Raw genomic sequence first — 17,793 nt, forward strand, 5'->3', positions numbered from 1 at the left:
CTTGCGCTTATGCAATCCCCCCTAACCTTTCCAGCGCTGCATGCAAGCCATGCCGGTATCTGGATGGCGACTCCCGATGGCGAAGTGCGCACCGTGGGCAAGGGCGAAGCTGTCGGGCGGGCGGCGGAAACGCCGATGGTCATGCTTAACGCGCCGCTGGTGGCGCAGCGGCTGGGCTATGCGGATTTGTCGGGTCTGGATGTGCTGGAACTGTTCGCCTTTGTGCATCCGGCGCGTTTTGTGGTGCCGACGGCCAAGGGGCTGGCGACCGTTTTGGGTATAAAGGCGGACGCTGAGGATGGGGTGTGGAGCGACCAGAAGGTGCCGCATCTCCTTCTTGCCGCGACGCAAAGGCTTCTTGCCACATTGGCCGACCCCGCATGGCCCGAACGCGAGGGGGCGTGGGACAGTGCGCAGGCGTTGATGCGCGTCCGATGGCCATGGGCGAATATCGTGCTGCGCCATCTCGCCAAGCCCGAAAAGCCGGAACGCTGGCTGTTCGCGCGGCTGCCCGAATGGGAGGAGGCAGCACCGCGCACCCCGCCGCGTGTGGTCACGCTGGATCCCGATGCGGTGCAGACGCAACTGGCGTCCCTTGTCGGCAACGGCGCCGAAACACGGCAGGGGCAGCGCGATTTTGCGCAGGCCGCCGCCCGGATCTTTGCGCCCCGTGCGCGCAAGGGCGAACCCAATATGGTCCTGGCCGAGGCCGGAACCGGGATCGGCAAGACGCTCGGCTATCTTGCGCCTGCATCGCTCTGGGCACGCAATGCCGATGGCGCGGTGTGGATTTCGACCTTTACCAAGGCCTTGCAACGGCAACTGGTGCGCGAAGCGCGGCGGATCTACCCCGACCCCGAAACCTTCAGGCAAAAGGTGGTGGTCCGAAAGGGCCGCGAAAATTATCTGTGCCTGCTGAATCTGGAAGATGCCTTGCAAGGTGGCTTTGCCGGTCGTGCGGCGACTTTGGCGCATCTGGTGGCACGCTGGGCCGCCTATACGAGCGACGGCGACATGATCGGCGGCGACCTGCCCGGCTGGCTGACGACATTGTTCCGCCGCAATGGCTCGACGGCACTGACCGACCGGCGGGGCGAGTGCATCTATGCCGGATGCCCCCATTACAAGAAATGCTTCATCGAACGGGCGGCACGCGCATCGGTACAGGCGGATATCGTCATCGCCAACCATGCGCTGATGATGGTCAACGCCGCACGCGGGCGTGACGAGGTCAGCCGCCCGACGCGGATCATCTTTGACGAAGGGCATCATCTGTTTGACGCCGCCGATTCGATGTTCGCCGCCGCACTGACCGGACAGGAAACGGTTGAATTGCGCCGCTGGGTTATCGGCCCCGAGGGCAAGGCGCGGGGACGCAGGCGCGGGCTGGCGGCGCGGCTCGCCGATGTTGCATCCTATGACGAGGAAGGGGGCCTTGCGATCGAGATGGCCCGTATCGCGGCCGAAGCCCTGCCCGGCGATGGCTGGCTGGGCCGTGTTGCCGAAGGGGTGCCGTCCGGGCCGGTCGAGCGGCTGCTGCACGCCATCCGGACGATGGTGTTCGCCCGCGACGAGAGCAACCTTGCCGAAAGCGGCTATGGTCTGGAAACCGAACTGGCCGATCCGCCGCCTGCGGTTGTCGATGCCGTTGCCGACACACAGGTCGCGCTGGAGGCGCTGGCGCGGCCGCTGACCTTGCTGGGCGCGCGGCTGGAGGCGATGATTGCCGATCCGCCCGAATGGCTGGACGGCGGCGCACGGGCGCGGGTCGAAGGCGCGATGGCAAGCCTTGGCTGGCGCATCGATACCGTGCGGGCGTGGATTTCGATGCTGGCGCGGGCGGTTGGCCCTGTTGATGCGGATTTTGTCGACTGGCTCGCCATCGACCGTTTCGAAGGGCGCGACATGGATATCGGGATGCACCGCCATTGGCTCGACCCGATGAAGCCGGTGGCCGAAATCGTCCTGAAACCCAGTCACGGCGTGCTGGCGACTTCGGCCACATTGCGCAGCGGCGGCGACTGGGCCAATGCCGAGGCGCGGACCGGCGCGGTACATCTGGACCACGCGGCTGAACATTTCAGCGCGACCAGCCCCTTTGACTATGCCGCGCAGGCCGAGGTGCTGATCGTTACCGATATAAAACGCGGGGATATGGCGGCGCTTGCGGGGGCCTATGCCGCGCTGATCGGTGCGTCGGGTGGCGGGGCGCTCGGCCTGTTCACCGCAATCCGGCGGCTGCGGTCGACCTATGCGCGGATTGCCGACCGGCTGGCGCGCGATGGCCTGCCGCTTTATGCGCAGCATATCGACCCCATCGATACCGGCACGCTGGTCGATATTTTCCGCGACGATCCGCACGCCAGCCTTTTGGGCACCGATGCCTTGCGCGACGGGGTGGACGTGCCCGGCGCGTCGCTGCGTCTGGTGGTCATGGAACAGGTCCCCTGGCCCCGTCCCGACATTTTGCACCGCGCGCGGCGGCTGTCCTATGGCGGCACCGATTATGACGACCGCATCATCCGCGCAAAGCTGGCGCAGGCCTTCGGCCGGCTGATCCGCAGCGCAGGCGACAAGGGGCATTTCGTGCTGCTGTCCTCGGCCGTGCCCTCTCGGCTGCTGACCGCCTTTCCTGCGGGAACCAGCATTAGGCGCGTCACATTGGAACAGGCGGTTGCGGCGATAAAATCAGGTCTTTCCCCCGTCACAAATATCCGGCAGGACGATGCAAACACCCTGCAAGAAGGTAATCCGATTTGACGCTGACCCTGACCCTGTTCCGCCATGCCAAATCGAGCTGGGACGACACGATTCCCCGCGATTTCGACCGGCCCCTGAACAAGCGCGGTGAAAAGGCGGCGGTGACGATGGGCAAATGGGTCAAGGACAATGGCCTGACATTCGACCATGTCGTCGCCAGCCCCGCCGTCCGCGTCATCGATACTATCGACCAGTTCGTCAAAGGCACGGGCGAGCGGATCGACCCGACATGGGACCGGCGGATCTACCTCGCCTCCTCCGCCACGCTGATGGATGTGCTGCGCGACCAGTCGGACGAGCATAAGGAAGTGCTGATGGTCGGGCATAATCCGGGGATGGAGGATCTGGTTTTCGACATCGTCCCCGACGACGGCAGCTCGCCCTTGCGCGATCTGGTGTGGGAAAAATACCCCACCGCCGCGATTGCTCGGATGGAACTCGACATTGATAGCTGGGCCGATATCGACCGCAAATGCGGGAAGCTGACCCACTTCATCCGCCCCCGCGACCTTGATGCCGAACTGGGGCCCGAGGACGAATGACGCCGATATTCTGGCGCAAGGCCGGACCTGACGATGCCGCGGCGCTCGCCTATCTGGGCGCGGCGACCTTCCTTTCGACCTTTGCCTTCGACCATCCGGGCAAGCCGCTGATCGAACATCTCGATGCCGAGCACAGCGCAGATTATTATGCGGCGAAGCTGGCGCGTGACGATGTCGATATCATACTCGGCGAAACGCCGCTGGGTGCGCCGGTGGGCTATGCCCTTCTCCTGTCCCCGGAACATCCGCAGTACCAGCGGGAGGGGGATTGGGAACTGAAACGCTTTTACCTACTCGGCCCCTGGCAGGGCGGCGGCAATGGCCGGGACCTGATGGCCCGGGCAATTCAGGTCGCCCGCGACCGCGGGGCCCAGCGCCTGCTGCTCGCCGTCTACGAAAGCAACACCCGCGCGGTTGCCTTTTATGAACGGGCGGGGTTCGTCCATATTGGCGAAACCGTGTTCATGGTCGGCGATGTGGCGTTCCAGGACAGGGTGTATGCGAAGGATCTCGCGGGGTGAGATTTGGAGGGTTGGCCGGTGTCCCCCTCTCCCATGGGGAGAGGATACGGAGCCTTGGCCGACAGGCCTAGGCGAAGTTGGAGAGGGGCCTCAGGCCGCCTGTAACGCGGCGTTCAGACGGTCGCGGACGGCGCGCAGGGCGGACAGGTCGACGGAAATGCCCGCGGCGGGTGCGGGTGCGGCCACGGGTGCAGGCGCGGCTTTTGCGCCGCCGGATGTCAGGAACTTCCGCGCGCCCTTGATCGTATAGCCTTCGCTGTGCAGCAAACGGTGGATGGTGTGCAGCAATGCCACATCCTCCGGCCGGTACAGGCGGCGTCCGCCGGCGCGGGTCAGGGGTTTCAGCATCGGGAACTGTTCTTCCCAATAGCGCAATATATGGGTGCGTACGCCCAGTGCCTCGGCCATTTCACCAATGGTGCGAAAGGCGTCCGCAGACTTTTCCGTCATGGCGCTTTACTTGACCTTTTGCCGCATACCCTGGCTGGCGCGGAAGGTCAGCACGCGGCGCGGGGTAATCGGCACTTCGATTCCGGTCTTGGGGTTGCGTCCGATACGCTCGCTCTTGTCGCGCAGGACAAAGGTGCCGAAGCCGGAGATTTTGACATTCTCACCATCGAGCAATGCGGCCGTCATATGACCGAGAATCGATTCAATCATCGCCGCAGCATCCGTGCGAGACAGACCAACCTGTCTGTTAAGCACTTCGGCCAAATCTGCGCGCGTCAATGTACCTGCATCTGCCATTGTACCGTCTCCCGACGTGCGACCCGTCTGTTGAGAAGCAACAGTTATATAACAAAAATATGGTGATGTAAAACGACGATCGTCGAAAAAATGTCCTACATCCGGACGACGGAGGCGCCCCATGTAAAGCCGCCGCCCATGGCTTCGAGCACGACGATATCATCGGGCTTGATCCGTCCGTCCCGCACGGCGACATCCAGCGCGAGCGGAACCGAAGCGGCGGATGTATTGGCATGCTGGTCAACCGTCAGGACGACCTTGTCCGGATCGAGGCCCAGCTTCTTTGCGGTCGCATCGATGATGCGCGCATTGGCCTGGTGCGGCACGACCCAGTCGACATCGGACGGCGAAAGGTCGGCGGCTTCGAGCGTTTCATGCATCACATTGGCAAGATTGGTCACCGCATGGCGGAAAACCTCGCGGCCCTTCATGCGCAGTTTGCCGACGGTCCCTGTCGTCGACGGTCCGCCATCGACGTAGAGAAGCTCATTATGCTGGCCATCGGCGTGCAGCCGTGTGGCCAGTGCACCGCGTGTCCCCACCTCGGCACTCAGCACGATGGCGCCTGCCCCGTCGCCGAACAATACGCAGGTCGTGCGGTCTTCCCAGTCGAGGATGCGGCTGAAGGTTTCGGCGCCGATGACCAGCGCATTTTTCGCCGATCCTGCGCGGATCATGCTTTCGGCAACCGAAAAGGCATAAAGAAAGCCCGAGCATACCGCCGCCACATCGAATGCCACCCCGCCATTGCAGCCAAGCGCATGCTGCACAATGGTCGCCGATGCGGGAAATGTCTGGTCCGGTGTTGCCGTCGCCAGAATGATAAGGTCGATGTCCGCTGCCGTCATCCCCGCCGCATCCAGCGCGTTGCGCGAGGCGAGCGTGGCAAGGGATGCGGTTGTTTCGTCCGGCTCGGCAATGTGGCGGAACCGGATGCCCGTACGCTCGACAATCCATTCGTCCGATGTGTCGACCCGTGCGGCGAGTTCGGCGTTGGACACGCGGTGGCGCGGCAAAGCCGACCCGGTGCCCTTGATCACGGCGCGAAGTGCGGTCTCTGTCACCCGATCTGCACCCGGGCCAGATCCTGCGCGATACGCGCCGTAATATCTTCTTCGACCAGACGCGCCGCCACTTCGACCGCGTTGGCGACGCCCTTGCTGGTCGCGCTGCCGTGGCTTTTGACGACAACGCCGTTCAGGCCCATGAACACCGCACCATTATGGTTGTTGGGATCAAGATGGTGGCGCAGCAACTCGGTCGCGGGACGCGAGACGAGAAAACCGAATTTGGACCGCAGCGAACTGGTAAAGGCGCGGCGCAAAAGATCGGTCACAAAGCGGGCCGACCCTTCAATGGCCTTGAGGGCGATATTGCCCGAAAAACCGTCGCAGACCACAACGTCGCATTCGCCTCGATTTATCTTGTCGGCTTCGATAAAGCCCTGGAAATCCATGTGCAGGCCGCTCGCGTCACGCAGATATTGCGCCGCATCGCGCAGCTCGTCCGTGCCCTTCATTTCTTCGGTGCCGATGTTCAGCAACCGCACCTTGGGCCGTTCAAAGCCGAAGATGATCCGCGAATAGGCAGCGCCCATGACCGCAAATTGCGCGAGATTCTTCGCATCGCAATCGGTGTTGGCGCCGAGATCGAGCACCACCACATCGGTATCCTTCAATGTGGGAAGCAGCGCGGCAAGTGCGGGGCGGTCGATACCGGGCATGGTGCGCAGGGCCAGTTTGGACATGCCCATCAATGCGCCCGTGTTGCCCGCGCTGACGGCGGCACTGACATGGCCTTCCTTCACCGCGTTGATCGCGAGGCCCATCGAGCTTGTCTTGGCCTTGCGCAGCGCCTGGCTGACCTTGTCGTCGCCGGTGACGACATCTTCGGCATGCAGGATTTCGGACGCGGCGCGCAAATTGGGATGGTTGTCGAGCGCGGCCTTGATCGTGGGTTCGTCACCCACCAGCAGGAATTTGAAACTGTCGTGCCGGTGCCGTGCCAATGCCGCGCCCGCCAGCATGACAGGCACGCCTTCATCGCCGCCCATCGCGTCTATGGCGATACGCGGTTTCATCGACACCAGCAATTCTCCCGATTAAGGATTAGGCGACTGCCACCACTTCGCGGCCGTTATAATGGCCACAGGCATCGCACATATGGTGCGGACGCTTCAGTTCGCCACAGTTCGGGCATTCCTGAAAAGCTGCTACAGTCAGCGAATCATGGCTGCGGCGCATGCCACGCTTCGAAGGGGTCGTTTTTCTCTTGGGGACAGCCATCTCGGCACCTGTTCCATTTCAAAATCAATAAGTTCTGGCGCATGATAGGCCAAAAGGCTGGTCGTGGCAAGCAATCGCCAGAATCGGCCTTCATAAACCGCACATGTCCGTGTGAGCGGCGCGCTATACCGCTTTTTCTGTGCTTTGCAAGCCGAGAGATAGCAGTTAAGCGGATGCATCGAACAGGGAGAGTATAGATGCTGAGTTTACCCGTTACACTGACCATCGCCGCCGGCGCTGCTTTTGTGAACCTCTGGCTGATGGTCCGCTGTGGCCAGGCCCGCACCAAAGAGAGTGTTTCGATTGGTGATGGCGGCAATGAATTTGTCATCCGCCGCATGCGCGCGCACGCCAATTTCGTCGAAAGCGCCCCCTTCGTCCTGATCCTTCTCGCCGCGCTGGAACTGACCCAGGGCAGCAGCAACTGGCTCTGGGGTATCGGTATTGCCTATATCGTCGGACGTCTCGCCCACGGCCTCGGCATGGATGGCGGCACCTTTGGTAAGGGGCGGATGGTCGGTACGCTGATCACCATGCTGACCCTGCTCGGCCTTGCCGGCTGGGCCTTGTGGACGGTCTACGCCACCGTCCTTTAAACTGATTCAGCGCGCGGCCAATATGTCGTCGGCGACGAACATATTGGTCTTGCGTTCATAGCCGAACTGGCTGGTCGCGCCATGCCCCGGAATGAAGGTCACATCATCGCCCAGCGGCCATAGCTTCTGCGTGATGGCGTTGATCAGGTCGGCATGGTTCCCGCGCGGAAAATCCGTGCGGCCTATCGACCCCTGGAACAGCACATCGCCCACAATCGCCAGACGGCTGGGCGCGTGGTAGAATACCACATGGCCCGGCGTATGCCCGGGGCAGTGGATGACGTCGAGCGTCAGATTGCCCACCGTTACCGTATCGCCATCCTTCAGCCAGCGGTCCGGCTCGAACGTATGCGCCTCCATCCCCCAGCGCGGTCCGTCGTCGTCCAGCTGGGCGATCCAGAAACGGTCCTCTTCATGCGGCCCCTCGATCGGCAGGCCCAGTTCCTGCGCCAGCATGCCGGTCTGACCACAATGGTCGAGATGCCCGTGCGTCACCAGCAGCTTTTCAAGCTCCACACCCGTTTGCGCCACCGCAGCCTTCAGCTTGGGCAAATCACCGCCGGGGTCGACCAGCGCCGCCTTGTTGGTTTCGGTGCACCAGAATAATGTACAATTCTGCTGCAGGGGCGTTACCGGAATGATGGCGGCTTTCAGGGGCGGCTGCTTGCCGCCGGAGGAAGTTACTGTGGTCATATCCGCCACTGTGGCGAAGCAGCGGACGGCTTGCAAGCCTTCACAGTCGCCGTCCTGCCCAGACAACCCGCCCGATCACCGAAACGGCAGAGCCTTTGACATCGGGCCAGTCCGGATAGGCGGGGTTATCCGACAATATCGATAACCGCCCCGCCGGACCAAGGGCGAGACGCTTGACCATCAGGACATCGTCCAGCCGGATCACATGGATACCGTCGCGCAGGCCGGACATGGCGGCCTGCCGGTCGACCATGATATCATCCCCGTTATTGAGGGTCGGCGCCATGGAATCGCCATCGACGCGGATCAGCGACAGGCTGGCCGGGTCCAGCCCCTGTTTGCGCAGCCATTTTTCGTCAAAGCCGATCTTGCCGGCCAGCGTCTCCCCCTCGTTAATGGCGCCCGGTCCGGCCGACGCGCCGACGGCCAGCTTGGGAATCAGGCACATGCCCGTCTGCGAGGGGCGAGGTGCGATTCCGCCCAGCAAATGTTCCTCGACACCGAAGAAGCGCGCCAATATTCCGCGCTCGATTTCCGGCAGGCGCTTGGGCGTCCCGCGTTTGATATATTGCTGAATATAGGCCGCATTTCGCCCGATCAGTTTGGAAAGGCGGGCATAGTCCTGCCCGCTTTCGATGATCAGGCGATGCAGAACTGCTCGGGGTTCTTCATCAACCATATTTGCTCCACATCGGAAGGAAATTTCCTAGACTTGTAGGATTTCTCCTATCACAAATGTTCTATATTTGTTCCATTTGATTCGGGCAAGGAAAACCCGGTCGCACTCGGAGGAGAATCCATGCACATCAACCGCCTTGTAGAATGTTTCCTGCGCGAAAAAGGCATCGCGCCGACCAAATTGGGCCGCCTTGTCGCCCGCGACCCGCGGCTGGTGCTCGACATGCGCATGGGCCGGGAATTCCGCCCCGAAATGGAGACAAAAATACGGCGCTACATCGCCGCCAACGCCCCCCAACTCGACAGCGGCAAGGATGTACCCGCATGACATTCCAGAAACGGCTGCTGCGCGAACTGGACCGGCTGCTGCCGGACGGCCAATGGCGCGTGGCGCAGGAACGGCCGTGGTTCAGCCTGACCTTTTCCGGCGTCCAGATGACGTTCACGACCACGTCCGGCTGCGCTTACGACGCGCAAAAGGCCGCGGCGGTGCTGGAGGCGCACGAATTCACCCTGCCCGGCCAGATCGTGGCCGACATCGCGGTGGAGGAGGCGGACGGGGAATTGCGGGTGCTGCTGCTGGTGCTGGAGGGGTAGGGGTAAAGTTTTTTCGCTGGTAGGAAGAAGGCGGCATTTTTTCCCAACCCCATGACCCTGAATTTCAAAGCCCCGTCACCCTGGAGCCGAAGGCGTGCAGAGCACAACTTGTTTCAGGGTCTTAGTTTTCAACGTCGCTGGACGAAGACCCTGGAACGTAGTCACCGAAGGTGAAACGAGTTGTGCTCTGCACGCCTTCGGCTCCAGGGTGACGGCTGTATTAAAGTTGAACACCCCCTCTCTCCTTTAGGGGAGAGGATACGAAGCCTTGGCCGAAAGGCCTAGGCGCAGTTGGAGAGGGGCAACGACGGCGAGGTTCGTGCCCGACCTCCCCCTCTCCACTCCGTCTAATGGCTAAAGCCATAAGACTGCGTACCTCTCCCAACGGGAGAGGGGAATATGTCTGCCATTTGGGAATCTAAACCGAAACCGGACTATCAGGACACGACAACGTTGCTGCCGGTCAGCATCCTCGACTTGTTGGAAAAATTTGATAGAGCAGTTCCATGCAATCTGCGCGGCCGACGTCACCGAAATGCTTCTTCACAGCGTGGGTATTGGCTTGGGCGACAGCGGTCTACCTGCCTAGTCTAGTGATTGCGCTGCTATCACTCTCGCCGCTAGCATCCGGTGGAAACCTGTTTTTGGACACCTTCAAAGTGGCGGACGAGGTTTCGCCGGCGGCGAAGCTGACATATGGCTCCCTCTTCGGCGCCTTCTTGATGTTGGCGCGCGCGGGCGGTGCGGGATGTAAGCTGTCAGTCAACGTATTGATCGGTGTGGCCAGTATTGCTCTGGTTGTGGCCCTGCTTCCCGAATACTGGTCGCGTGGCTTCGGTATCGGTTTGACTGGAGTGAGGTTTGACCCGCTCCCGACTGCCATCTATCTGATTGGCGGCGTCGCAAGCGGCGTCGTTTTCTCGCTAACCGAAAAAAAATGCCAGTCGCGCGAGCAGGATCGTGCAATGCGACTGTCACGCAAGGATTGATTGAAACGGCAGGTAACCACAACATTCCAGTCATTCCCGCCTACCGCCCGGCACCCTAAATGCGGCCATTCAGCTCAGGCCTGACCACAGCTTGGTGCCAGAGGATTAAGTGGAAGAAAGAAGAGAAAGAAGAGAAAGAAGAAAGACGGGCGGGACGCAGATCGCATTTCGACCTGTCTTTTTTCCTTCTTTCTCTTTTTTCTTCTGACGAAAAAATCCGCACAACCCATCCGCCCGCGCACGGCATCCGGGGCAACTACATCGCAGCGTGAGGAGCGGCGGGGGGAGCGAGAGTGCCCTGTCGACAGGGCCGGAACGCTTAGCGCGCGGTTCCGTTCATCCGTTTCAGCGTTGCAAGCGCCGCGGCCAGGGCGGAGTCCATATTGTCATCTTCCACGGCGGCTACATCATGCACCACTTCAAGGGCCGGGCGGCCGTCGCGGGTGGGTTCGATGCTGATATCGGCGTCGGCGACATCCTGGATATGCGCGTCTTCGTCCGCTTGGGCGGCGGGCTGCGGCATCGAAAGGATCGCGGCGACGCTTTCCAGTTCGGCAAGCTGTTTCTGCCGTTCGGCAACGGCGGCCTCCAGTTGGGCGACCATTTCGGCGAGTGTCGGCTGCACATCTTCGGCAGCGACGGGGGCCACAGGTGCCACCGGTTCGGGCGCGATTTCGGCGAGGGCCATATCCGCAACAGGCTCCTGCGTCCCGATTTCCTCAGCAGCGGGCTCTTCAGCGGCTGGCGCCAGAGTGACCTCGGTTGCAACATCTGCAAGGTCGAGCACCGGCAGATCCTGTGTTGCGGACAGCGGGCGGCGGGGCGGGGCGTCGGGATGGGCATCGCCGTTGCGCAGCTTGGGCAAATCGGCAAGTTCGGTAATGGCGTCTTCGTCATGCTGCCAGGGCATTTTCGGCAAGGAAAGGGCAGGCATGCGGAAACGGGCGAGACGGTCGGCAAAGCCGGGCTTTTCGTCTTCCTCGTCAATTATCCAGTCCGGCACGGATGGCTCTGCGACGGGAGCAGGTGCGGGACGATGCTTTGCTGCGCCATCAAAGCGGAGCAGCAGATAGGTCAATGCCGACAGGGTGAAGGCACCGGTGCCAAAAGCGATCAAGGCGCGGGCCGTGTCGCCAAGAGGCGCGCGTGCGGCAGGAACCAGTTCGGAAAGTCCGGTCGCGCCGGTCACCGATTCGAGCAGGGTAACAGGTACAAACATTGTCGCAACGGCGGCCATTGTTGCACCCGCCATTGCAATCGCAACGGCTTTAACCTGGCTGTTTGGCACGCTTTTCGGCATTTTGTACTTCCTGTTGGTCCACCCTTGCGTTCACGCCGCTCGGGCAATTGCCTTATCCCCTATCAGCAAATGGTAAACAGGATCGTAACGATAAATATTCTTCTGCCAACTGCGTTCATTCCGGACATAATGCCGCGCCCGGTCGCGCATCGCGTCCCAGCCGGAGCGGTTGGCAAACAGGCGGTCCAGCGCGGCGGCAAGGTCGGCCGGATTATCGGCAGCGAACAGGGTGCCGGTGTCGCCATCCCGGATCAGTTCCCGGTGCCCGCCGACGTCCGATGCCGCAACCAGCCGCCCCTGCGCCATCGCCTCCAGCGGCTTGAGCGGGGTGACAAGATCGGTCAGGCGCATCTTCTTGCGCGGATAGGCCAGCAGGTCGACAAGGCTGTAATAACGCTCGACCTCCTCATGCGAGACGCGGCCGACAAAATGGATACGGTCGGCCCAAGGCGATGCCAGCGATTGCGCGCGCAGTGCCTGCTCCATCGGCCCGCCACCGACCATTAGCAGATGGGCATCATGCGCCATTAACGGCATGGCGGCGATCAGGTCGTCCAGCCCCTCATAATCGTAGAAGCTGCCAATATAGCCGATGACATCCTTGCCCGTCAGGCCAAGCTCGGCGGCGAGCGCGGCGTCGGGCGGCGGCGGTGATCCGAACAGTTCAAGGTCGACGCCGTTCGGGGAAATGGTGATTTTCGACGGCGGCACACCGCGCCCGACCAGATCGCTTTTCAACCCTTCGCAGATGACCGCGACCGCATCGGCATGGCTCACCACATAATTTTCAAGCGCGCGCGTCAGGCGGTATTTGGCCGAACCTTCGCTGCCCGTGCCATTGCCGACCGCCGCATCTTCCCAAAAGGCGCGGATTTCATAAACCAGCGGCAGGCTGAGACGCTGCGCCGCGCGAAAGGCGGCGAGACCGTTGAGGGCGGGCGAATGGGCGTGGAGCAGATCGAACGGCCAGCGCGCGTGCAGCGCGACGATCGCATCGGCAAGCGCGGCGATTTCCCGCCATTCGCGCAAGGGCGAAGGTCCGGACACTTCACCCAAAGTGCGGTGGAAGGTCAGGCCCTCGACCGTCTCTTGCGCGGCATCGGGAAGCTGTCCGTGCTGATACTGCCGCACACCAGTGATTCCGGCGACATCCCACCCGGCGGCAGCCTGCGCCTTCATGATGGCGCGGGTGCGGAACGTGTAACCGCTGTGCAGCGGCAGGCTGTGATCGAGAATGTGGAGTATGCGCGACATGGGCCAAATCCCTGCCAGAAAAGGATTAACGTCACGTCAACCCGGCGCGGATATAGGCAAGCTATGACAGGCGCCGCCCGGCCAAATGGGACATATCCCCGGTGATCGACAATTTTTCGATCCTGCTGAGTCACGCCCTGCTCGCATTTGCGTTGTGGCATCTCATGAACCGGCCCGACCTCGACGTCGAAGATCCGCCGGCACCGGACGAAAAGCCAACCGGATTTGCAAAGCCCCGGCGGCCGGGGCCCGGGGGTACGCCCGATGCGTGACCTGATCTTCGTCGGCTATATCGCGCTCATCATGCTGATGGCGTTCAAGCGGCCATTCCTGTTCACGCTGGTCTACGCCTATGTCGACATCGTGTCGCCGCAACGGCTCAGTTATTTCCTGCTGAACTCGGTGCCGCTGTCGCTGATCCTCTTTGCTCTCGCCTTTCTGGGATTTGCGCTCGGCGATGATAAAAAGGACGTGCGCGTGTCGCCGCGCTGGTTCCTGCTGATCCTGCTGCTCGGCTATTGCGGCTACACCACCTCGGTCGCGGCGGAACCCGTGGCGGCGCTCGACAAATGGAACTGGGTCTGGAAAGCGCTGGTGTTTGCGGCCTTCCTGCCGCTGACATTGCGCACCAAATTGCGGATGGAGGCGACCATTTTGACGATGGTGCTCTGCGCGTCCGCCCTGATTGTGACCGGCGGAATCAAGACCGCGGCGGGTGGCGGCGGCTATGGTTCGCTCGTCATCCTGATCGACGACAATAGCGGCCTGTTCGAAGGCAGTATCGTGTCCTGCGTCGCGATCACCATCATCCCCCTCATCCTCTGGCTCGCCAAACACGGGACGATCTTCAAACCCGACTGGAAAGTGCGCGCCTATGCCGCTTGCCTGATTTTCGCCTGCCTTCTTATCCCTGTCGGGACGCAGGCGCGCACGGGTATTGTGTGCATTGCGGTGCTCGGCATCCTGCTGCTGCGCTATGTCCGGCACCGGATGCTGTATCTGGGCGCGGTCGCGCTGGTCGGGCTGGCCGCCGTGCCGTTCCTGCCGTCCAGTTTCACCACGCGCGCGGACACGATCAAAAATTACAAAGCCGACGAATCCGCCTCCACCCGCCTCGCCGTCTGGGCGTGGACCTGGGAATATGTGAAGGAGCATCCCCTGGGCGGCGGCTTTGACGTCTACCGGCAGAACCGCATCCGCTATGACATGGAACAGCGCAGCAATCCGGACCAACCCGCCGATTTTGACGCACCCGCCGTGCGCGAGATCGTCGACGAAGGCCGCGCCTTCCATTCCAGCTATTTCGAAATGCTGGGCGAGCAGGGCTTTCCGGGCCTGCTGATGTGGCTCATCATCCATCTGGGCGGCGTCTGGCGGATGGAGGTCATCAGCCGGATGTACCGCAAACGCAACCGCCCCGACGAACAATGGATCGCCCCGCTCGCCACCGCCTTGCAGAACAGCCAGATCATCTATCTGGTCGGCTCGCTGTTTGTAGGCATCGCGTTCCAGACCTTTTTCTACATGCTGATCGCGCTGCAGATCAGTTTCGACACCTATCTCGCCCGCCGCCGCAAGGAAGCGGCGTGGCGGCCCTTGACGAGCCGGCGGAAACTGGCCGAGGCCTAAAGGCGAAGGCAGCGCCACGGGAACAAAGCCCCATCAGGCGCATTGTGTGCGGCGAAGAACCCCCTTAAAGCCGAAGCATGACCAAAACGACGCCGACCCCTGCCCCCCGCATCAATCCTGACGCCATTCTCCCCCGCCTCGAAGCCTACTGGACGACACTGGTCACCTGGGTGGAAGGCAATGTTGTCGAGCTTGGAATAGCCGTCGCCGCCGCGGTGGTAGTGTTCCTGTTACTGAGCTGGCTCAAGCGGATCGCGGCCAAGGTCGCGCGGGAAAGCGAGCATCGCGCGGAGCTTAAATCCATCATCGCCCGCACACTTGCGCGCACCAGCAAATTCTTCCGCGTGATGGTCGCGGTCGAGGTCGTCAACCGCTACGCCAACGCGCCCGACATGCTGACGCGCACCGTGGACGTGCTGTTCACCATCGCGGTCACGATCCAGATCGCGGTATGGCTGCGCGAAATCATCTTGGGCCTGATCGAACGGCGGGTGAACGAAGGCCAGCATGAGCGGGACACGCTGGCGAGCGCGATGGTCCTGATCCGCCTGTCCGTCAGCTTCGCCCTGTTCGCCATCGCGGCCATCGTCATCCTCGACAATCTGGGCGTGAATGTCACCGGCCTGATCGCCGGGCTTGGCGTCGGCGGTATCGCCATCGGCCTTGCCGCGCAGGGCATATTTTCCGACCTGTTTGCCGCCATCTCGATCATTTTCGACAAACCCTTTCGCCGGGGCGACACGGTCACCTATGACACGACGACCGCACGTGTTGAAAAGATCGGCATGAAAAGCACCCGCCTGCGCGCATTGACGGGGGAGGAGAAGATCATTGCCAACAGCAAGCTGCTGGAAAAGGAAATTACCAACAACACGCTGACCGTCTATCGCCGGATCACCTTTCCGCTCAGCCTGGTTTACCAGACACCGCCCGAGGTTGCGGCCAAAGTGCCGGTGTTGTTGAAAGAAATCGTGGAAGAGCATGGCTATGAATATATCCGTGCAGGTTTCTTCACTTTCGGACCAAGTTCGCTCGATTTCCAGCTGGTGTTCGATGTCACCAGCGATGACGCCGAAGAGATGTTCGACGCACGTCATGTGATCGGCATCGCAATTGTCCAGCGATTTGCCAGCGAAGGCATCGAATTTGCCTATCCCACGCAGACAACCTTCACCGCCGCCCCGGACGGCACGCTGGTGATGCCTTATGCGCCTGCGGCGGCACCGAAGACCCGGACGAAGAGTTGATGTCTGGATAACGGGCCAGTCCCCACCGACCGACATTTTTTGAGAGAATCACCCGGCCTCCCGCACTGGCCATTTCGCCAGTTGCCGCAACATCCAAGCATGCCGTAACGGCAAATGCGCAGGGGTTGTAAATCGCCGCCAATCGGGCCACGATAGGGCAAAATCAAGCTTAGGAGGAATGCCGATGACCACCATAACCCCCGCCGAACTCGCCACCAAAGTGGGTGAAAAAATCGGCACATCCGAATGGATTCTGGTTGATCAGGAGATGATCAACAAATTCGCCGATGCAACAGGCGATCACCAGTTCATCCACGTCAACGAAGAAATGGCCAAAATGACCCCCTTTGGCGGGACCATTGCCCATGGCTTTCTGACGCTGTCGCTATTCCCCGTCATGTCCGCAAAATCGGACACGCCCCGCGTCGAAGGCGTCAAAATGGGCGTCAACTATGGCGGCAACAAAACCCGTTTCCTTGCACCTGTCCGTTCCGGCAAGCGGGTGCGCGGCCATTTCAAGCTGCTTGAGCTGGTCGAAAAGCGTCCCGGCCAATGGCAGCAGACGCTCGAATTCACGGTCGAGATTGAAGGCGAGGACAAGCCCGCCCTTCAGGCCGAATGGATCAGCCAGTTTTTCGTATAATCTTCTATTCAAGGAACCACTCCCATGCGTGATGCAGTTATCGTTTCCACCGCCCGTACCGCCATTGGCAAAGCCTATCGCGGCGGGTTCAACGCAACCACCGGCCCGACCCTGGGCAGCTATTCACTGAAGGCCGCGGTCGAACGCGCTGGCATCGAAGGCGGCGAAGTTGACGACGTCCTGTGGGGCGCCGCGTTGCAGCAGGGCACACAGGCAGGCAACCTTGCGCGTCAGGTGGCGCTGCGGGCCGGACTGCCGATCTCGGTATCGGGCATGACCATGGACCGCCAATGCTCGTCGGGCCTGATGTCCATCGCCACGGCCGCCAAGCAGATCATCGTCGACAATGTCGACATCATGGCCGCCGGTGGTCAGGAATCGATCAGCCTTGTGCAGACCAAAGAAATGCGGGTGCAGCCCGACCGTGAACTGATCGAAATGCACAACGCCATTTATATGCCGATGCTGCAGACCGCTGAAGTGGTTGCCAAGCGCTATAATATCAGCCGCGATGCCATGGACGAATATGCCCTCCAGTCGCAGCAGCGCACCGCCGCCGCACAAGCCGCCGGCTATTTCGATGCTGAAATTGTTCCCGTCACCACCACCATGAATGTGACGAACAAGGAAACCGGCGAAGTGACCCAGAAAGAAGTCACCATTGCCAAGGACGAAGGCAACCGCGCCGACACCCAGTTGGCCGGACTCCAAGCGCTCCAGCCCGTGCTTGGCCCGGACATGACGATCACCGCCGGCAATGCCAGCCAGTTGTCCGACGGATCGTCGGCAAGCGTGCTGATGGAAGCCAAGGTTGCCGAAAAGAAGGGCCTCAATCCGCTGGGCCGCTATGTCGGCATGGCCGTCGCCGGCACCGAGCCCGACGAAATGGGCATTGGTCCGGTTTTTGCCATCCCGAAATTGCTGCAGCGTTTCGGCCTGAAAATGGACGATATCGGCATCTGGGAACTGAACGAAGCTTTCGCCGTGCAGGTGCTCTATTGCCGCGACAAGCTGGGCATCCCCAATGAACTGCTGAACGTTAACGGCGGCTCGATCTCCATCGGCCACCCCTATGGCATGACCGGCGCGCGCTGCACCGGCCACGCCCTGATCGAAGGCAAACGCCGCGGTGCCAAATATGGCGTCGTCACCATGTGCGTCGGCGGCGGCATGGGCGCAGCAGGGCTGTTTGAAATCTTTTAAGGCGCAATGTGGAGGCGGGCCTGTTTGGGCCTGTCTCCTCCTCCGCTTTGGCGATCAATATGGAATAGGGTCTTGATTTATAAGGCAACTTCCTAAATTAGCCAAAATA

At 61.5% G+C, this 17,793-nt stretch carries 22 protein-coding genes; 13 read left to right on the plus strand and 9 right to left on the minus strand.

The genetic code is table 11. From position 1 onward, the window contains the following. The first annotated feature begins 9 nt into the window (after positions 1-9). From FOM92_RS09495 to FOM92_RS09505, 3 genes are read left to right on the plus strand one after another with little or no spacing between them, the layout of a single operon-like run. Positions 10-2,760, plus strand: a complete 2,751-nt coding sequence (locus tag FOM92_RS09495; protein ID WP_143776645.1) for an ATP-dependent DNA helicase — start codon at positions 10-12, stop codon at positions 2,758-2,760. Continuing rightward, on the plus strand, positions 2,757-3,302 hold the full coding sequence (locus tag FOM92_RS09500; RefSeq protein WP_246087253.1) for a SixA phosphatase family protein: 546 nt from the start codon (positions 2,757-2,759) through the stop codon (positions 3,300-3,302). Before FOM92_RS09495 ends, FOM92_RS09500 begins: the two co-directional genes overlap by 4 nt. Beyond that, positions 3,299-3,823 (plus strand): GNAT family N-acetyltransferase, encoded by a 525-nt coding sequence (locus FOM92_RS09505; RefSeq protein WP_143776647.1) that lies wholly within the window; start codon positions 3,299-3,301, stop codon positions 3,821-3,823. The genes FOM92_RS09500 and FOM92_RS09505 overlap by 4 nt, the downstream gene beginning before the upstream one ends. A gap of 90 nt (positions 3,824-3,913) precedes the next feature. On the opposite strand, the gene FOM92_RS09510 is transcribed toward FOM92_RS09505, so the two are convergent. The 5 genes from FOM92_RS09510 to rpmF form a co-directional block, all read right to left on the minus strand. After that, positions 3,914-4,273 carry a MerR family transcriptional regulator gene (locus FOM92_RS09510; protein ID WP_143776648.1) on the minus strand — a complete coding sequence of 120 codons (360 nt, stop codon included), beginning with the start codon at positions 4,271-4,273 and terminating at the stop codon, positions 3,914-3,916. A gap of 6 nt (positions 4,274-4,279) precedes the next feature. Beyond that, positions 4,280-4,570, minus strand: coding sequence for an integration host factor subunit alpha (locus FOM92_RS09515; protein ID WP_143776649.1), 291 nt, complete (start codon positions 4,568-4,570; stop codon positions 4,280-4,282). Positions 4,571-4,665: 95 nt separating this feature from the next. Continuing rightward, complete coding sequence (locus tag FOM92_RS09520; RefSeq protein ID WP_143776650.1) at positions 4,666-5,634, minus strand: beta-ketoacyl-ACP synthase III; 969 nt, start codon at positions 5,632-5,634, stop codon at positions 4,666-4,668. Continuing rightward, positions 5,631-6,650 carry a phosphate acyltransferase PlsX gene (plsX, locus tag FOM92_RS09525; RefSeq protein WP_143777792.1) on the minus strand — a complete coding sequence of 340 codons (1,020 nt, stop codon included), beginning with the start codon at positions 6,648-6,650 and terminating at the stop codon, positions 5,631-5,633. The genes FOM92_RS09520 and plsX overlap by 4 nt, the downstream gene beginning before the upstream one ends. Positions 6,651-6,678: 28 nt before the next feature. Next, positions 6,679-6,855: a 50S ribosomal protein L32 gene (gene rpmF / locus FOM92_RS09530; RefSeq protein WP_143776651.1), complete on the minus strand. Its 177-nt coding sequence runs from the start codon at positions 6,853-6,855 to the stop codon at positions 6,679-6,681. 197 nt (positions 6,856-7,052) lie between these two features. Between rpmF and FOM92_RS09535 the strand changes: the two genes are divergently transcribed. Then, positions 7,053-7,451 carry an MAPEG family protein gene (locus FOM92_RS09535; RefSeq protein WP_170226841.1) on the plus strand — a complete coding sequence of 133 codons (399 nt, stop codon included), beginning with the start codon at positions 7,053-7,055 and terminating at the stop codon, positions 7,449-7,451. A gap of 6 nt (positions 7,452-7,457) precedes the next feature. Here the strand turns inward: FOM92_RS09535 and FOM92_RS09540 are convergent, their stop codons facing one another. Beyond that, positions 7,458-8,144 carry an MBL fold metallo-hydrolase gene (locus FOM92_RS09540; protein ID WP_281285595.1) on the minus strand — a complete coding sequence of 229 codons (687 nt, stop codon included), beginning with the start codon at positions 8,142-8,144 and terminating at the stop codon, positions 7,458-7,460. 40 nt (positions 8,145-8,184) lie between these two features. Then, positions 8,185-8,823, minus strand: a complete 639-nt coding sequence (locus FOM92_RS09545) for a S24 family peptidase (RefSeq protein ID WP_143776652.1) — start codon at positions 8,821-8,823, stop codon at positions 8,185-8,187. A 120-nt stretch (positions 8,824-8,943) separates the two neighbouring features. Here FOM92_RS09545 and FOM92_RS09550 point away from each other — a divergent pair, with 120 nt between their 5' ends. From FOM92_RS09550 to FOM92_RS09565, 4 genes are all read left to right on the plus strand, one after another. Next, positions 8,944-9,150 carry a hypothetical protein gene (locus tag FOM92_RS09550; RefSeq protein ID WP_143776653.1) on the plus strand — a complete coding sequence of 69 codons (207 nt, stop codon included), beginning with the start codon at positions 8,944-8,946 and terminating at the stop codon, positions 9,148-9,150. Next, a complete protein-coding gene (locus FOM92_RS09555; RefSeq protein WP_143776654.1) occupies positions 9,147-9,419 on the plus strand; it encodes a hypothetical protein in 273 nt (90 codons plus the stop codon). Before FOM92_RS09550 ends, FOM92_RS09555 begins: the two co-directional genes overlap by 4 nt. Before the next feature lie 644 nt (positions 9,420-10,063). After that, positions 10,064-10,408 (plus strand): hypothetical protein, encoded by a 345-nt coding sequence (locus FOM92_RS09560; RefSeq protein ID WP_143776655.1) that lies wholly within the window; start codon positions 10,064-10,066, stop codon positions 10,406-10,408. Positions 10,409-10,467: 59 nt separating this feature from the next. After that, the gene (locus FOM92_RS09565) at positions 10,468-10,680 is read left to right on the plus strand and encodes a hypothetical protein (RefSeq protein ID WP_143776656.1); all 213 of its coding nucleotides are present in this window, start codon (positions 10,468-10,470) and stop codon (positions 10,678-10,680) included. A gap of 47 nt (positions 10,681-10,727) precedes the next feature. Here the strand turns inward: FOM92_RS09565 and FOM92_RS09570 are convergent, their stop codons facing one another. Next, complete coding sequence (locus tag FOM92_RS09570; protein WP_143776657.1) at positions 10,728-11,708, minus strand: hypothetical protein; 981 nt, start codon at positions 11,706-11,708, stop codon at positions 10,728-10,730. 30 nt (positions 11,709-11,738) lie between these two features. Then, complete coding sequence (locus FOM92_RS09575) at positions 11,739-12,962, minus strand: TIGR04063 family PEP-CTERM/XrtA system glycosyltransferase (protein WP_143776658.1); 1,224 nt, start codon at positions 12,960-12,962, stop codon at positions 11,739-11,741. Positions 12,963-13,063: 101 nt separating this feature from the next. On the opposite strand from FOM92_RS09575, the gene FOM92_RS15955 reads away from it, so the two are divergent. The 5 genes from FOM92_RS15955 to FOM92_RS09595 all read left to right on the plus strand — a co-directional run bounded on the left by FOM92_RS15955 (position 13,064) and on the right by FOM92_RS09595 (position 17,684). Continuing rightward, positions 13,064-13,234 (plus strand): hypothetical protein, encoded by a 171-nt coding sequence (locus FOM92_RS15955; RefSeq protein WP_170226825.1) that lies wholly within the window; start codon positions 13,064-13,066, stop codon positions 13,232-13,234. Beyond that, positions 13,227-14,591, plus strand: coding sequence for a putative O-glycosylation ligase, exosortase A system-associated (locus FOM92_RS09580; protein ID WP_143776659.1), 1,365 nt, complete (start codon positions 13,227-13,229; stop codon positions 14,589-14,591). Before FOM92_RS15955 ends, FOM92_RS09580 begins: the two co-directional genes overlap by 8 nt. Positions 14,592-14,668: 77 nt before the next feature. Next, on the plus strand, positions 14,669-15,838 hold the full coding sequence (locus FOM92_RS09585; protein WP_143776660.1) for a mechanosensitive ion channel family protein: 1,170 nt from the start codon (positions 14,669-14,671) through the stop codon (positions 15,836-15,838). A 184-nt stretch (positions 15,839-16,022) separates the two neighbouring features. Further along, on the plus strand, positions 16,023-16,481 hold the full coding sequence (locus FOM92_RS09590) for a MaoC family dehydratase (protein WP_143776661.1): 459 nt from the start codon (positions 16,023-16,025) through the stop codon (positions 16,479-16,481). Positions 16,482-16,505: 24 nt separating this feature from the next. Beyond that, the gene (locus FOM92_RS09595; protein WP_143776662.1) at positions 16,506-17,684 is read left to right on the plus strand and encodes an acetyl-CoA C-acyltransferase; all 1,179 of its coding nucleotides are present in this window, start codon (positions 16,506-16,508) and stop codon (positions 17,682-17,684) included. The last annotated feature ends 109 nt before the right edge of the window (positions 17,685-17,793 follow it).

The sequence above is a fragment of the Sphingorhabdus contaminans genome, assembly GCF_007280415.1.
GTDB lineage: Bacteria > Pseudomonadota > Alphaproteobacteria > Sphingomonadales > Sphingomonadaceae > Sphingorhabdus_B > Sphingorhabdus_B contaminans.

What these genes read in the sequence shown, in the direction of transcription:
- FOM92_RS09495 (WP_143776645.1), top strand. Translation starts at nt 10, where the DNA reads ATGCAATCCCCCCTAACCTTTCCAGCGCTGCATGCAAGCCATGCCGGT.
- FOM92_RS09505 (WP_143776647.1), top strand. Translation starts at nt 3,299, where the DNA reads ATGACGCCGATATTCTGGCGCAAGGCCGGACCTGACGATGCCGCGGCG.
- FOM92_RS09510 (WP_143776648.1), bottom strand. Translation starts at nt 4,273, where the DNA reads ATGACGGAAAAGTCTGCGGACGCCTTTCGCACCATTGGTGAAATGGCC.
- FOM92_RS09515 (WP_143776649.1), bottom strand. Translation starts at nt 4,570, where the DNA reads ATGGCAGATGCAGGTACATTGACGCGCGCAGATTTGGCCGAAGTGCTT.
- plsX (WP_143777792.1), bottom strand. Translation starts at nt 6,650, where the DNA reads ATGAAACCGCGTATCGCCATAGACGCGATGGGCGGCGATGAAGGCGTG.
- rpmF (WP_143776651.1), bottom strand. Translation starts at nt 6,855, where the DNA reads ATGGCTGTCCCCAAGAGAAAAACGACCCCTTCGAAGCGTGGCATGCGC.
- FOM92_RS09535 (WP_170226841.1), top strand. Translation starts at nt 7,053, where the DNA reads ATGCTGAGTTTACCCGTTACACTGACCATCGCCGCCGGCGCTGCTTTT.
- FOM92_RS09540 (WP_281285595.1), bottom strand. Translation starts at nt 8,144, where the DNA reads ATGACCACAGTAACTTCCTCCGGCGGCAAGCAGCCGCCCCTGAAAGCC.
- FOM92_RS09545 (WP_143776652.1), bottom strand. Translation starts at nt 8,823, where the DNA reads ATGGTTGATGAAGAACCCCGAGCAGTTCTGCATCGCCTGATCATCGAA.
- FOM92_RS09550 (WP_143776653.1), top strand. Translation starts at nt 8,944, where the DNA reads ATGCACATCAACCGCCTTGTAGAATGTTTCCTGCGCGAAAAAGGCATC.
- FOM92_RS09555 (WP_143776654.1), top strand. Translation starts at nt 9,147, where the DNA reads ATGACATTCCAGAAACGGCTGCTGCGCGAACTGGACCGGCTGCTGCCG.
- FOM92_RS09565 (WP_143776656.1), top strand. Translation starts at nt 10,468, where the DNA reads ATGCGGCCATTCAGCTCAGGCCTGACCACAGCTTGGTGCCAGAGGATT.
- FOM92_RS09570 (WP_143776657.1), bottom strand. Translation starts at nt 11,708, where the DNA reads ATGCCGAAAAGCGTGCCAAACAGCCAGGTTAAAGCCGTTGCGATTGCA.
- FOM92_RS09575 (WP_143776658.1), bottom strand. Translation starts at nt 12,962, where the DNA reads ATGTCGCGCATACTCCACATTCTCGATCACAGCCTGCCGCTGCACAGC.
- FOM92_RS09580 (WP_143776659.1), top strand. Translation starts at nt 13,227, where the DNA reads ATGCGTGACCTGATCTTCGTCGGCTATATCGCGCTCATCATGCTGATG.
- FOM92_RS09585 (WP_143776660.1), top strand. Translation starts at nt 14,669, where the DNA reads ATGACCAAAACGACGCCGACCCCTGCCCCCCGCATCAATCCTGACGCC.
- FOM92_RS09590 (WP_143776661.1), top strand. Translation starts at nt 16,023, where the DNA reads ATGACCACCATAACCCCCGCCGAACTCGCCACCAAAGTGGGTGAAAAA.
- FOM92_RS09595 (WP_143776662.1), top strand. Translation starts at nt 16,506, where the DNA reads ATGCGTGATGCAGTTATCGTTTCCACCGCCCGTACCGCCATTGGCAAA.